Source organism: Sagittula sp. (assembly GCF_052825245.1).
Genome location: NZ_JBRBWD010000025.1, coordinates 66,496 through 80,050 on the forward strand (window position 1 = coordinate 66,496; position 13,555 = coordinate 80,050).

General features: G+C 66.1%; 16 protein-coding genes. 6 read left to right on the plus strand and 10 right to left on the minus strand.

The features are described from left to right. Positions 1–58 precede the first annotated feature (58 nt). Both ACU0DV_RS08570 and ACU0DV_RS08575 read right to left on the minus strand, forming a co-directional pair. Positions 59–865: an ABC transporter ATP-binding protein gene (locus ACU0DV_RS08570; protein ID WP_446241333.1), complete on the minus strand. Its 807-nt coding sequence runs from the start codon at positions 863–865 to the stop codon at positions 59–61. A gap of 121 nt (positions 866–986) precedes the next feature. Continuing rightward, a complete protein-coding gene (locus ACU0DV_RS08575; protein WP_100927667.1) occupies positions 987–1,973 on the minus strand; it encodes a taurine ABC transporter substrate-binding protein in 987 nt (328 codons plus the stop codon). Between the two features lie 332 nt (positions 1,974–2,305). On the opposite strand from ACU0DV_RS08575, the gene ACU0DV_RS08580 reads away from it, so the two are divergent. The 3 genes from ACU0DV_RS08580 to ACU0DV_RS08590 all read left to right on the plus strand — a co-directional run bounded on the left by ACU0DV_RS08580 (position 2,306) and on the right by ACU0DV_RS08590 (position 5,102). Then, the gene (locus ACU0DV_RS08580; protein ID WP_446241397.1) at positions 2,306–3,697 is read left to right on the plus strand and encodes an aminotransferase family protein; all 1,392 of its coding nucleotides are present in this window, start codon (positions 2,306–2,308) and stop codon (positions 3,695–3,697) included. Then, positions 3,694–4,386, plus strand: a complete 693-nt coding sequence (locus tag ACU0DV_RS08585; RefSeq protein WP_446241334.1) for a GNAT family N-acetyltransferase — start codon at positions 3,694–3,696, stop codon at positions 4,384–4,386. Before ACU0DV_RS08580 ends, ACU0DV_RS08585 begins: the two co-directional genes overlap by 4 nt. A gap of 125 nt (positions 4,387–4,511) precedes the next feature. Continuing rightward, entirely contained in the window at positions 4,512–5,102 is a 591-nt protein-coding gene (locus ACU0DV_RS08590; RefSeq protein WP_157814919.1) for an ImmA/IrrE family metallo-endopeptidase, read from the plus strand. 131 nt (positions 5,103–5,233) lie between these two features. On the opposite strand, the gene ACU0DV_RS08595 is transcribed toward ACU0DV_RS08590, so the two are convergent. Continuing rightward, positions 5,234–5,521: an HU family DNA-binding protein gene (locus tag ACU0DV_RS08595; RefSeq protein ID WP_100927670.1), complete on the minus strand. Its 288-nt coding sequence runs from the start codon at positions 5,519–5,521 to the stop codon at positions 5,234–5,236. A 191-nt stretch (positions 5,522–5,712) separates the two neighbouring features. Then, a complete protein-coding gene (locus tag ACU0DV_RS08600; RefSeq protein WP_446241335.1) occupies positions 5,713–7,197 on the minus strand; it encodes an AMP nucleosidase in 1,485 nt (494 codons plus the stop codon). A gap of 83 nt (positions 7,198–7,280) precedes the next feature. On the opposite strand from ACU0DV_RS08600, the gene ACU0DV_RS08605 reads away from it, so the two are divergent. The 3 genes from ACU0DV_RS08605 to ACU0DV_RS08615 are packed head-to-tail and all read left to right on the plus strand — an operon-like array spanning position 7,281 to position 9,528. Further along, on the plus strand, positions 7,281–7,715 hold the full coding sequence (locus ACU0DV_RS08605) for a VOC family protein (protein ID WP_283982482.1): 435 nt from the start codon (positions 7,281–7,283) through the stop codon (positions 7,713–7,715). Between the two features lie 36 nt (positions 7,716–7,751). Further along, positions 7,752–8,723, plus strand: coding sequence for a DNA topoisomerase IB (locus ACU0DV_RS08610; protein WP_446241336.1), 972 nt, complete (start codon positions 7,752–7,754; stop codon positions 8,721–8,723). A gap of 49 nt (positions 8,724–8,772) precedes the next feature. Continuing rightward, a complete protein-coding gene (locus ACU0DV_RS08615) occupies positions 8,773–9,528 on the plus strand; it encodes a class II aldolase and adducin N-terminal domain-containing protein (RefSeq protein ID WP_446241337.1) in 756 nt (251 codons plus the stop codon). Positions 9,529–9,573: 45 nt separating this feature from the next. Here the strand turns inward: ACU0DV_RS08615 and ACU0DV_RS08620 are convergent, their stop codons facing one another. From ACU0DV_RS08620 to paaB, 6 genes are all read right to left on the minus strand, one after another. Further along, complete coding sequence (locus ACU0DV_RS08620; RefSeq protein WP_446241338.1) at positions 9,574–10,194, minus strand: class I SAM-dependent DNA methyltransferase; 621 nt, start codon at positions 10,192–10,194, stop codon at positions 9,574–9,576. A 98-nt stretch (positions 10,195–10,292) separates the two neighbouring features. Next, the gene (locus ACU0DV_RS08625; protein WP_446241339.1) at positions 10,293–10,763 is read right to left on the minus strand and encodes a transglycosylase SLT domain-containing protein; all 471 of its coding nucleotides are present in this window, start codon (positions 10,761–10,763) and stop codon (positions 10,293–10,295) included. Positions 10,764–10,906: 143 nt separating this feature from the next. After that, positions 10,907–11,953 carry a 2Fe-2S iron-sulfur cluster-binding protein gene (locus ACU0DV_RS08630; protein ID WP_446241340.1) on the minus strand — a complete coding sequence of 349 codons (1,047 nt, stop codon included), beginning with the start codon at positions 11,951–11,953 and terminating at the stop codon, positions 10,907–10,909. 7 nt (positions 11,954–11,960) lie between these two features. Continuing rightward, positions 11,961–12,455 carry a 1,2-phenylacetyl-CoA epoxidase subunit PaaD gene (gene paaD / locus ACU0DV_RS08635; protein WP_446241341.1) on the minus strand — a complete coding sequence of 165 codons (495 nt, stop codon included), beginning with the start codon at positions 12,453–12,455 and terminating at the stop codon, positions 11,961–11,963. Next, positions 12,452–13,201, minus strand: coding sequence for a 1,2-phenylacetyl-CoA epoxidase subunit PaaC (paaC, locus tag ACU0DV_RS08640; protein ID WP_446241342.1), 750 nt, complete (start codon positions 13,199–13,201; stop codon positions 12,452–12,454). The genes paaD and paaC overlap by 4 nt, the downstream gene beginning before the upstream one ends. Further along, complete coding sequence (gene paaB / locus ACU0DV_RS08645) at positions 13,201–13,485, minus strand: 1,2-phenylacetyl-CoA epoxidase subunit PaaB (RefSeq protein WP_100927679.1); 285 nt, start codon at positions 13,483–13,485, stop codon at positions 13,201–13,203. The genes paaC and paaB overlap by 1 nt, the downstream gene beginning before the upstream one ends. Positions 13,486–13,555: the final 70 nt, after the last annotated feature.

The window sequence follows — 13,555 nt, forward strand, 5'->3', positions numbered from 1 at the left end:
TCCGCTCCCCCGCCGGGATGCGCCATGGATCCGTGGCGCCCGCCCGCCATGAGAACGCTCATTCCGCCGCCTCCGATCTTCCCATGATTTCCTCTTCCATGTCCCAGATCATGCTGAGGATCTCCTCGCGTTTCTGGCCGAAGTCGGGGTGCTTCTTGACCTCGCGCAGGTCGGCGTTCACGCCCATGTCGGCAAACGGCAGCCGGTATTCGCGGTGGATGCGGCCCGGGCGCGGCGCCATGACCAGCAGGCGCTCGCCCAGCAAGAGCGCCTCCTCGACCGAGTGGGTGATGAGGATGATGGTCTTGCCGGTCTCTTTCCAGAGCTTCAGCACCAAACCCTGCATCTTCTCGCGGGTCAGCGCATCCAGCGCGCCCAGCGGTTCGTCCATCAGGATGACGTCGGGCTCGTTCGCAAGGCAGCGGGCGAGGGCCACGCGCTGCTGCATACCGCCCGACAGCTCGTAGACGGCCTTTTCCTTGAAGTCCTTCAGGCCCACGACCTCCAGCAGGTGATCGACGGTCTGTGCCCAGTCACGCTCGCGCTTCCCCGCCATGCGAGGGCCGAAGGAGACGTTCTCCCGCACGCTCATCCACTCGAACAGCGCGCCCTGCTGGAAGACCATGCCGCGTTCGCGGTCTGGGCCGCGCACCCTGTGGCCGTTCATCACGACCTGCCCCCCGGTCGGCGCGAGGAACCCGGCGACGATGTTCAGAAGCGTGGTCTTGCCGCAGCCGGAGGGGCCGAGGACGCTCAGCAGCTCTCCGGGGGCAAGGGTAAGCGACACATCCTTCAGCGCCTGCACGGAACTGCCGTTGGGCAGGTCGAAGCGCATGGACAGGTTTTCGATGGCGAGACCGCTCATGCCGCCTCCTTTTTGAAGTCCGGAGTTCTGGCCCAGAATGGCGGGTCGGGGGCGGTTGTTCAGAAAACTACCGCCCCCGTCCCCGCGCTGCCGCGACAGGGACTCTGCCGCGGCGTGCGTCTTACATGCCGTTCGCCGCCTCGAGCGGACCGGTGTTCACGTTTTCCGCGTAGCTGTCGAGCGCCGCGTCGATGGAGCCAGCCTCGACGAAGACGTCGGCCACGCCCTTCATGAACTCCTGCGCGCCGCCGCCCAGCCACTTTTCGGTGAGCTGGTCCTCGACCGTCGGGAAGACGAAGGTGGAGATGGTTGCCATGGTGGCGTCCTCGTCCATGCCCGCGTCCTTGGCGATGACCGGCAGCATCTTCTCGTGGTTGGCCTCGTCCGCCCACATGGCGTTCGCCTCGGCGGTCACGGCCAGGAATTGCGACACGATGTCGGAGTTCTCGGCCACCCAGCCCGCCGGGCCGGAGGTCACGTCGAAGACGAGAATGCCCAGATCTTCCTTCTCGGCGCCGGTCAGCAGGACGTTGCCGTGTTCCTTCATGCGGCGCAGCGAGCCGCCCCAGCCGCAGGCCATGTCGACAGAGCCCTGCGCGATGGCCGCGGCCCCGTCCGGCGGCGCCATGTCGACCACTTCCATGGAAGAGATATCGACGCCGAAGTGGTTCATCTGCTTGAGGAAACCATAGTGTGCGGCGGTGCCCAGCGGGACGGCGACCTTCTTGCCGGCCAGTTCGCCGGCAGAGTCCTTGTCGATCTCCAGCGCCTCGGCCACGACGCAGTTGTCGTTGTCGGCATAGGACACCGCGACGTCGAGGATCTGCAGATCCTGCCCGGCAGAGACAGCGACCACGAAGGGCGGCACCCCTTGGCTGACGGACAGGTGTACGTCGCCGGATGCCATTGCGGCGCTCATCGCGGTGCCGGTGTCAAAGCTGACCCAGTTGATGTCGACGCCCATCGCCTCTTCGTACATGCCTTCGGCCTTGGCGTACTGGAAGGGCATCGGCCATTCGAGGAAGTAACCGACTGTAATCTCTTGGGCCTGCGCCATCCCGGCCATGACGGCCATCCCGGCCACGGCGCCCAGAAGGGTCTTTTTCATCAATACATCTCCCGTGTTGTCCCCGTGCTTGCGGGGGCTTTTCGCGGGTCGGACCCGCGGGCGCCTCGCTTCGGACGCCGCGTCCGATCCGACCAGCAAACAGGCATCCGATCAACGATTTTTCGGACAGCCGCTGCAACCGGCAGGTGTTTCGCACCGTCAATGGCCCCGATAAAATCTGGCAACCGACTGAGATTCATGAGAAATCGTATCGACACGCGACCGGTAAGCGACAATCTGGCACTATATGAGCGAACCAACTGGCCCTATAAGCCGCTCAAAAATCCGGCCAACTGGACCAAATCCCGCCTTTAAAGGAGTCTCTCGCAATGATGGACGGCACCTACTCCCAGAACGATCTCTCCCACGTGGTGGATGCAGACAAGGCCCACGTCTGGCACCACCTCGTTCAGCACAAGGCCTTCGAGACGAAGGACCCCAACATCATCATCGAGGGCAAGGGCATGCGCGTCTGGAACCAGGCGGGCAAGGAGCACCTCGATGCGGTCTCCGGCGGGGTCTGGACGGTCAACGTAGGCTACGGCCGCGAGCGGATCGCCAAGGCCGTCTATGACCAGCTCATGCGCCTGAACTACTTTGCCGGCGCCTCCGGGTCGGTGCCCGGCGCGCTCTTCGCCGAGAAGCTGATCGAGAAGATGCCGGGCATGACCCGCGTCTACTACACGAACTCAGGTTCCGAGGCGAACGAGAAGGCCTTCAAGATGATCCGCCAGATCGCGCACAAGCGGTACGGCGGCAAGAAGCACAAGATCCTGTACCGCGACCGCGACTACCACGGCACCACCATAGGCTGCCTCTCGGCGGGCGGTCAGGACGAGCGCAACGCGCAGTACGGCCCCTTCACCCCCGGCTTCGTCCGCGTTCCGCATTGCCTTGAGTACCGCAAGCACGAGCAGGACGGCGCACCGGTCGAGAACTACGGCGTCTGGGCTGCCGAGCAGATCGAGAAGGTCATCCTCGCCGAGGGTCCGGACACCGTGGGCGGCCTGTGCCTAGAGCCGGTGACCGCGGGCGGCGGTGTGATCGCCCCGCCGGACGGCTACTGGCAGAAGGTGCAGGAGATCTGCCGCAAGTACGACGTGCTGCTGCACATCGACGAGGTGGTCTGCGGCGTGGGTCGGACCGGTACGTGGTTCGGCTACCAGCACTACGGGATCGAGCCTGACTTCGTCACCATGGCGAAAGGCGTGGCCTCCGGCTATGCCGCCATCGCCTGCATGGTCACGACAGAGCGCGTCTTCGAGATGTTCAAGGACGATGCCACCGATCCGATGAACTACTTCCGCGATATCTCCACCTTCGGGGGCTGCACGGCGGGTCCGGCGGCGGCGATCGAGAACATGGCAATCATCGAGGAAGAGGACCTGCTCGGGAACACCACGGCGATGGGCGACTACATGCTGGACCAGCTCAGCGCGCTGGCCGACCGGCACAAGGTCATCGGCGACGTGCGCGGCAAGGGTTTGTTCCTCGGCGCCGAACTGGTGACCGACCGCCAGTCCAAGGAGGTCGTGCCGGAGACGCAGGTGCAGGCCGTCGTGGCGGACTGCATGGCGCAGGGCGTCATCATCGGCGCGACCAACCGGTCCGTCCCGGGGCGCAACAACACGCTGTGTTTCTCGCCCGCGCTGATCGCGACGAAGGACGACATCGACGAGATCGTCTCTGCCGTGGACGGTGCACTGGGTCGCATCTTCGCATGACCCGGACGAACGACCACGGGCAGCCGATAGGCGCGCCCGTGGCGACGAACTTCCCGCGCCCCCGTCCACCGCATGTGGCGCTAGACGGGCGGTTCGGGCGACTGGTGCCCTTGCGCGAGGAACACGCGCCCGGGCTCTTCGCCGCCTTTGCGGCAGACGCGGCGGGCACCGGTTGGACCTACCTGCCGATCGAACCCTGGGACACGGAGGAGACCGCCGCCCGCTGGTGCCGCACCGCGCAGGGCTCTGCCGATCCGCAGTTCTACACGGTCGAGGATGCGGATGGCACAGCATCGGGCTTCTGCTCCCTCCTCAGGATCGACCCTGCAGTCGGCTCGGTCGAGGTTGGCTTCATCCACTTCGCCCCACGCCTGCAGCGCACGGCATTGGCAACGGAAGCGATGGTCCTCCTCATGCGTCACGCCTTCGATACGCTGGGATACCGTCGCTACGAATGGAAATGCGACGCGCTGAACGCCCCGTCCATGCGTGCCGCGGAACGGCTGGGTTTCACCTACGAGGGCACCTTCCGGCAGGCCACGATCTACAAGGGCCGCAACCGCGACACGGCGTGGTTCTCCATCATCGACACCGAATGGCCAGCGCTCGCCGCTCGTTTCGACCGCTGGCTATCTGCGGAGAATTTCGATGGCGAGGGACGCCAGAAGGTCCGCCTGTCCGAGGTCTGACCGGCCGGTCCGCCGGGCTTTGCCATGTATTGCGGATATTTTCCGGCGGAATGCGCCGGGGGTTGAGGAATGGTCAACCTGTTCCATGGCATGACTGTGCGCATCCACAAACATGGAGCGTCCGCATGCCTGCCCGTTACCCAGATTATCCCTATGTGGAACCCCTCGCCACCAACGTCTCCCAGGAAGAGATGGAGGCGACGATCAGCGACCTTCTGGCGAACCACCCGGGCGTCGGCCTGAAGGAAGGGCCGCTCGACGGGCTGTGCCGGGCGCTGAACGTGGACATCGAATACTCCAGCCCGCCGCACGAGATGATGCTGGACGTCCCCCTGCACAAACGGGCGGTGATCTGGCTGCCGAAGAACGGACGACCGAAGAACGACCGCGTGGCTGCCGCTATAGGGATCGGCCACTGGATCCTGCATGTGCCGGTCACCCGGGAAAAGCACCCCGGCTGCGGGATACAGGCGCTGCACCGGCCAAAGGACCCCGCCGCCCAACTGGAGGCGCGCCGCTTCGCCTACATCCTCCTGATGCCGGACGAGGCGTTCCGCAATCTCTGGTACGAAGGGCGCGCACAGGCGGTGGCCGACGTGCTCAACGTGCCGACGCAGGTGGTTTACGAACGCGCGTCTATGCTGGACCTCACGCCGCCGGAAAGCGGAGGCGACAAATACGAATGGAAGGAGCGTCCGGCCATCGGCGGCTATTGACCGCCACCGAAAACGACGAAGGGCCGCCCGATGGGACGACCCTCTTGGAATCTGCGCGGCAATTGTCTGCCCCGCGAAACGCTGTCACCTTGATCGGCTGCGCCGGGCGGTCGTCCGATCCGCAAAAGCGATCAGGCGTTGACGCTGTCTTTCAGAGCCTTCGCAATGGTCATCTTGACCTGCTTGTCGGCTTCTTTCTTGAATTGCTCGCCGGTCGCGGGGTTGCGAACCATGCGCTCCGGACGCTCGCGGCAATAGATCTTGCCCACGCCGGGAAGGGTCACGGCACCGCCGCCAGCCACTTCAGAGGTGATGATTTCCACGAGGCTGTCCAGAGCAGCGTTCGCGGTCTTCTTGTCCGCGTCCATCTTCTCTGCCAGTGCAGCCACAAGCTGGGTCTTCGTCATCGGCTTCGCCATTTCATGGTCTCCTTTTAGTGCGCCACCGCCTGTCTGCATGAGCGCTCCTTCACTGCCCAAAATCCCTTGGGCCTCTGCGCGGCATTAAAACCGGATATGGCCGGGAAACACAATAATTCGTGGCTCAGCCCCAGCCAATATTGTGCATTTTGTGCCTATTTCCGCCGGGTCAACTGCCGGTTCCCGACGTTTCAGAGGAATGCAGTCTCTTCAAAGCTGCGCAATTTGCGGCTGTGGATGCGTTCCAGAGGCATATCGCGCAGTGATTCCATGGCCCGTATACCGATTCTCAGATGCCGTGCCACCTGCGTCTTGTAGAAGTCGGAGGCCATGCCCGGCAGCTTCAGCTCGCCATGCAGCGGCTTGTCGGACACGCACAGCAGCGTGCCGTAAGGCACCCGGAAGCGGAAGCCGTTGGCGGCAATCGTCGCGGATTCCATGTCCAGGGCCACCGCGCGCGACTGGGACAGACGCTGGACCGGGCCGGTGTGCTCCCGCAGTTCCCAGTTGCGGTTGTCGACCGTCGCCACCGTTCCCGTGCGCATGATCCGCTTCAGGTCATAGCCCGAAAGCTGCGTCTCGGCCGCGACGGCATCTTCCAGCGCGACCTGGATTTCGGCCAGCGCCGGGATCGGCACCCAGACCGGCAGGTCGTCGTCCAGCACCTTATCCTCGCGCAGGTAGCCGTGCGCCAGCACGAAGTCCCCCAGCGACTGAGAGTTCCGCAACCCCGCACAATGCCCGACCATCAGCCAGGCATGGGGGCGCAGCACCGCGATGTGGTCGGTGGCGGTCTTGGCGTTCGACGGGCCGACACCGATGTTGACCAGCGTGATGCCGGAGCCATCCGGGCGCTTGAGGTGATAGGTCGGCATCTGCGGCATCCGCAGCGGAACGGGGATCTGCGCGTCGGGGTCCGATATCTCGACGTTGTCGGTGCTCACGAAGCTGGTGTAGCCCGACGCCTCGTCGGCCAGCGTCGCGCGGGCGTAGGCCTCGAACTCCGACACGTAGAACTGGTAGTTGGTGAACAGCACATGGTTCTGGAAATGCGCCGGGTCGGTCGCCGTGTAATGCGCCAGCCGCGCCAGCGAATAGTCGACGCGCTGCGCCGTGAAGGGCGCCAGCGGCGCCGCCTCTCCCGGCAGCGTCACCGCCACCCCGTTCACGATGTCATCGTTGGTCGTCGTCAGGTCCGGCACGTCGAAGACATCGCGTAGCACGAAATCGGCGGCGCCCTCCTGCGGGACCGTGACGTCCGGGTAGTTGGCGACCGCGAAATGCACCGGCATCGGCACGTCCGACGCACCGACCTGCACCTTCACCCCGTGGTTCGCCAGCAGCAGCCCGATCTGCTGCCTGAGGTAGTGGCGGAACATGTAGGGCCGGGTCACAGTCGTCGCGAAGGTGCCCGGCGTCGCCACGTGACCGAATGAAAGCCGGCTGTCGACCTTGGCGAAGCTGGCCGTGGTGAAACGGACCTCAGGATAATAGGCGCGCAGCCGCCTGCCGGGGTGCCCCTCGACCATCGCCTGAAGGAAACGGTCCCGCAGGAAGCCCGCCGACGCCTCATAAAGCTCGCAAAGCCGGTCCACCGCGGCGCGCGCATCGTCGAAAAGTTCCGGCTCCGGCAGGTCCGGGGTCATCACGTCGAACGGCTCCATGGTGTCTTGCATCGCGTGTTCCTTGCTGTCTTGCCCGGAACGTTGACAGCTTGTTCCAGCGGGTGCAACCTGCCGAAAGGGTCAGGAGGACTGACATGATCGAGGGATTGGACCTGGAGACCGTCAAGCCGGAGGACTTCGGCCGGGCGTTGCGCGGGTTCGGCGTCAACCTGCTGGTGCGCGACGTGCGGAACCAGGCGGCCCGGCTGTACGCCGTGTTCGGCATGACGGCGCACCGGATCAGCGACGACTTCGCCATCTTGCTGTACGGTCCGCAAGTTTTCCAGCTGCATTCCGACGGCACCTACCATGCCAATCCGCTGCAGTCGCTCCTGCCCGAGCAGCCGCCGCGCGGGGCCGGTCTGGAACTGCGGCTGTTCGAGACGGACCCGGACGAAGCCACAGCCCGCGCAAAAGCGCATGGCTTCCACGTGCTGCAACCGCCGACCGACAAGCCGCACGGCCTCCGCGAGGCGTATCTGCTTTGCCCGGACGGCTACGCTTGGGTGCCGTCGCGGCCGCTGGTCTGACGGGAACCGGAGCGGCCCTTCGCGGGTTTTCGGGACATGCTCGCCACATTGTCCCTCACCTACTACCCAGACTCCCGCCCCGGCATACGCCGGCTGCGGTGCGGACGCGGTTTTTCCTATCTTGCGCCGGACGGCACGCGGATCGACGACACCACGGAACGCGCCCGGATCAAGGCGCTGGCGGTGCCGCCCGCCTATGAGGACGTGTGGATCTGCCCGCTGCCGGACGGGCACCTGCAAGCGACGGGCCGCGACGCCCGCAGCCGCAAACAGTACCGCTACCACCCTGACTGGCGGTCATGGCGCGATGCCCAGAAGTACGACCATCTGCGTACCTTCGGAGAGATACTGCCCGGCCTGAGGCGGCGCATCAGGCGAACGCTGCGGCAGGGTGAGGTCGGCGATCACGCCTTTGCCCTCGCCGCCATTCTGGCCCTGCTGGATCGCGCCTCTCTCAGGATCGGCACGGCGGATTATGCCCGCGAAAACCGGACCTATGGCGCCACGACGCTGAAGCGGCGGCATGTGGCGCTCGACGGCGACGGGCTGCGGTTCCGTTTTGCCGCGAAGGGGGGCAAGCGGGTGGACAAGTCCCTGCAGGACCGGACGCTGAACCGCATCCTGACGCGCATGGGCGACCTGCCCGGTCCCGAACTCATCAAGTGGATCGACGACGACGGCGCGCGGCACGCGGTCAGCTCAGGCGAGGTCAACGCCTGGCTCGAGGAGGTCACCGGCACCGAGGGCCTGACCGCCAAGACGTTCCGCACCTGGAACGGCACTGTTGCCGCGCTTGAGGCTGCCGAGCAGGCGGACAAGCCCACGATCAAGAGGATGGCCGAGGCGGCGGCCGACCGTCTGCACAACACGCCGGCCATCGCCCGCTCGTCCTACATCCACCCCAAGGTGATCGCCCTCGCCGAAGACCCGCGCGACCTGTCGGCGGCGCCGGATGTGCGGGGCCTGCGCCGCAGCGAATGCCGCCTTTTGCACCTGCTGTCGGATTGACATCGGAGGCCCGTGTGCGTGCAATGGCGCCAACAAAAAGGAGGCCCAGATGAACGCACCACAAACCCGACCGAACCTCGATCACTGGCAGGAGCGTGTCGACCTGGCCGCTGCCTTCCGGTGGACCGTCCGCCTGAACATGCACGAAGCTGTCGCCAACCACTTCTCGCTGGCGGTCAACGACGACGGGTCGAAGTTCCTGATGAATCCCAACCAGATGCATTTCTCGCGCGTGCGCGCGTCCGATCTGCTGCTGGTGGACGCAAACGACCCTGCCACGCTGGACCGCCCCGGCGCGCCCGATCCGACCGCCTGGGGCCTGCACGGCGCACTGCACCGCCACTGCCCGCACGCGCGCTGCGCCATGCATGTGCATTCGGTCCATGCGACGGTTCTGGCCTGCCTGAAGGACAAGCGCCTGCCGCCGCTGGATCAGAACTGCGCGATGTTCTTCAACCGTGTCGCCATCGACGACGCCTATGGCGGGCTGGCATTCGAAGAGGAAGGCGAACGTTGCGCTCAGCTCTTGCAGGACCCGAAGGTGAAGACGCTGGTGATGGGCAACCACGGCGTGATGGTGATCGGCGACACGGTGGCCGAGACCTGGAACCGGCTCTATTACTTCGAGCGCGCCGCGCAGACCTACATCACGGCGCTTCAGACCGGCATGGAACTTGATTTCCTATCGGACGAGGTCGCCGAGAAGACGGCCCACGAGATCGAGACCTACCCGGAACAGGACATCCGGCACCTGGCCGAGCTGAAAGCGATCCTCGACGACGAAGGGTCCGACTACGCGGCCTGACCGCGGCCCCTGCGAAACGGAAGGGCGGCGGCGCAGAGCCCCGCCCTACCCCACGGAGCGCTTCAGGGTCAGGATGCGGCTGAGGTCCTTCGCGTGCGCTCCCTTGGACTCGGCCCCGTAGATCGGCACCTCTTTCCACGTGGCCTCCACCCCTTCAATTGACGCAATCGCCGCGTCATATCCCTTGTCGGACCAATGCGCGGCATTGACGGAAATCACCGCGATTCCGCCCGGGCGGATCACGCGCAAGACCTCGGGCAGCGCCTCCGGCCCGACGTGGCCATGGGTGAAGGTGCCGGAACTCACCGCCCCGGCAAAGGTGCCGTCCCCGACTGGCAGGCGATCCAGCAGGTTGCCGGTGAAGAGCCGGTCGTAGATGCCCTTCCCCTCGGCGACCTGCAGCATCTCTTCGGACAGATCGGTTGCGGTGACGGGGCCGATCCCCAGCGTCCGCAATGCCGCGCCACATAGACCCGTGCCGGCCCCAAGGTCGATCACCGGGCCTGTCCCGCCACCGTCGCGATAGGCTTCGGCGACGTGCATCGGCAGGACGTAGTCCATCTCTTCGGCAAACGCGGCGTCGTAAGTCCGCGCCCAGTCACGGTAGAGCGCGATGTTGTCGTCGGGGGTATCCAGCCCGTAGGCCGCTTCGAGATCCTGTGCCATGGCAACAGTCTATACGGGAACCAGCCCGTTCGGCAATTGCGCGGCATGCCGGGGCGAAACCCCACCCGACAGCACGCCTCAGTAGGCGCCTTGCCGGATCAGTTCGACCGCAACCCGGTTTCGACCAGCAGGCCTTTGCGTTTGGCCTCGTAGTAGTAGCCCTTGGCGTACCACATGATCGAGTCGTCCCAGTCGCCGTCGGCCACCATGTAGGCGCCTTTCAGGTACTTCAGGGCGTACTGGAGGTTCGTCTCTGCATCCAGAAGATCGGAGTCCGAGCCGCGGAACCCCATCGTGCGCGCCGTGGCGGGCAGGATCTGGAAGAGCCCCCAGTAGGGGCCGTTGCGGGCCTTGGGATTGTGCGTGCTCTCGCGGATCGCGAGGCGATGCACCAGCGGGCGCGGCAGACCGTAATGGTCGGACCACTTGTTGATGGCGTCGCGCAGCTCGGGCGTCTCGTTGGGGAACAGCGGCAGCGCATCGGCGGGCTTGACGACGGGCTCCGGCTTCTGGGCCGAGCAGGCCGCGGTCAGGGCCAGCATGAGGATCAACGTAAGGCGTGGCAGCATGAGTCTCTCCGTGAACGGAGATTTCATACGCCGCGTGGCCCGTGTCAGGCGAGTCCCTCGTGCCGGGATCGGCAAAGGCTCGCCAACGGGCTGTAGGGTGGGGTTCCGCGCGGCACGCGCGGGTTCGCCACCCCCGGCCCTGATCAGGCCGCGTCGAAGTCCAGAACCAGCCGGTCCGACGTCGGTCGAGCCTGGCAGGCGAGCGTGAATCCGGCCTCTGTCTCCCACGGCTCCAGCGAATAGTTGACCGCCATCTCGGCACTGCCCTCGACCACCTTGCAACGGCAGGTGCAGCACATGCCGCCCTTGCAGGAAAACGGCAGTTCGAGACCGGCCCGCGCCGCCCCATCCACCACGTTGTCGTCTTCGCTGCCAACACTGAACCCGCGCCGCACGCCGTCCAGCACGACCTCAACGGCAACGCCCTGCGCCGCCGCGGCCTCTGCCTCGGCGCTGCGGGCCGGACGGGGCGCTTCGCCCTCGGTGTAGAACCGTTCGAAATGGATCTTGTCCCGGTCGACGATTCCGTCGAGCGCGGCGCTGACGTCCTCGATCATTGCCCCCGGTCCACAGAGGAACACCCCCTCCGCCCCGGCAAGGTCGACAGCGCCCGCACGGGCCAGCGCAACGACCTTCTCGCTGGTCACACGGCCATTCAGCAGCGCGACGTCCTGCGGTTCGCGACTGAGGACGTGCATCAGGGTGAAACGCTCCACGTAGCGGTCCTTGAGGTCCTCCAGCGCCGAGCGGAACATGATCGTCCCGGTCGAGCGGTTGCCGTAGATCAGCGCCACCTCACCCCCGGCCTCCAGCACCGCCGAGGCAATCGACAGCATCGGCGTGATCCCGGACCCGGCGGCGATCAGCACTACCCGCTTCTCCCCGCGCCAGAAGAAGCGGCCCTCCGGCGCCATCACCCGCAGCACGTCCCCGGCCTTCACGCTCTGCGCGAAGGTCGAAAACACCCCGCCCGGGACTTCGCGCACACCGACACACAGCCGGCCCGCCGCGCCCTCGGCAATCGAATAGGACCTGCGCAGATCGGCCCCCTCCACGTCGGCCCGCAGGGTCAGGTACTGCCCCGGGACAAACCGGAAGGTCTCTGCCGCGGCGCCGGGAATGTCGAAGGTCAGTGCCACGGCGGAGTCGCCTTCGGGACGGACGTTGCTGACGGTCAGATCGTGGAACATGGAAACCTCAGATGCATTTGAAGTAGTCGAAAGGCTCGCCGCAGGCGCGGCAACGGTAATGCGCCTTGCACGCGGTCGAACCGAACTCGGACAGCCGCTCGGTATCGGCGGCACCGCAGCGCGGGCAGGCCACCTCGGGCGCGGCAAAGAGCGCGCCCTTCCCCTGCCCCGAAACCGGCGGCGCGATGCCGTAGGCGCGCAGCTTCTCGCGCCCCTCGGGCGTGATCCAGTCGGTGGTCCACGCCGGGAACATCAGCCGCTCGATCCGCGCCTCGAACCCGGCGGACCGCAGCGCGGCCTCGATCGCCAGCTCGATGGCCAGCACGGCGGGGCACCCGGAATAGGTCGGCGTGACACCGGCCACGGCGACATCGTCTTCCATCCGCACCCACCGCAGGATGCCCAGATCGGCCACCGTCACGCAGGGCACTTCCGGATCGGGCACCACCGCGGCGGCCTCCCAGGCCCGGTGCGCCAGGGTATCGGTGGCCTCTGCCGTCACCAGACTGCCCCGGGATGCGCCCGGTGCACGGACTGCATCTCCGCCAGCATGTGACCAAGCGCCTCGCCATGCACGCCGCGCCGCCCGCCGGTCTGCGGATAGCTGACCTCAGGCGCGCTCAGACCCGCCTGCGAGAACACCTCGCCAATCACCGCCTCCCAGGACGGACGCACGGCGGCGCGGGACGGCAAAGCTGCCTGCCCTTCGGCCGCGCCCTGCTCGAAAAAAAGCTCGCCGGTGTAGATGTGCAACGCCGATACCGCATCGGCCATGCGACGCGCGCTTTCCTCGGTCCCGTCGCCCAGCCGGATCACCCATTCGCCCGCATGGCGGATGTGATAGGCCATCTCCTTGACCGCCTTGCCCGCGACCCCGGCAATCACCGTGTCGGAGGAGTCCACCGCCGCGCGCCAGTACGGCTCCATGAAGGCGGCGAAGTAGAGCTGCCGCAGCATCGTGTGCGCGAAGTCGCCGTTCGGACGCTCGCACAGCAGAAGGTTGCGATACTCCCGCTCGCCGCGCAGGTAGGCCAGCGCATTCTCGTCGCGTCCGCGCCCTTCCAGCTTGCCCGCATGATCGTAGAGCGTCCGCGCCGTGCCGATAAGGTCCAGCGCCATGTTCGGCATGGCAAGGTCCTCTTCCAGCATCGGCGCATGGCCGCACCACTCCGACACCCGATGCCCCAGGACAAGGTGATCGTCCGCCAGTTCCAGCACCGCGTCGAACAGGCTCTGCGTCCCCGCCATCACATGTGCCCCACTTCGTCGGGGATCTCGTAGAACGTCGGGTGGCGATAGACCTTCTCGGCGGTGGGTTCGAAGTTCTCGCCCGCCTGTGCCGGATCGCTCGCCACGATATCGGCAGAGCGCACCACCCAGATCGACGTGCCCTCGCCGCGCCGCGTATAGACGTCACGCGCGGCCTGCACCGCCATCACCTCGTCGGCGGCATGCAGCGAGCCCACATGCTTGTGGCTCAGCCCGTTCCGCGGACGAATGAACACTTCCCAAAGCGGCGTCTCTCCGGACATGCCCCGTCTCCTTCATCTTGGTGAAAATACCTTCGGGGGTCCGGGGGGCTGAGCCCCCCCGGCGGGTCGC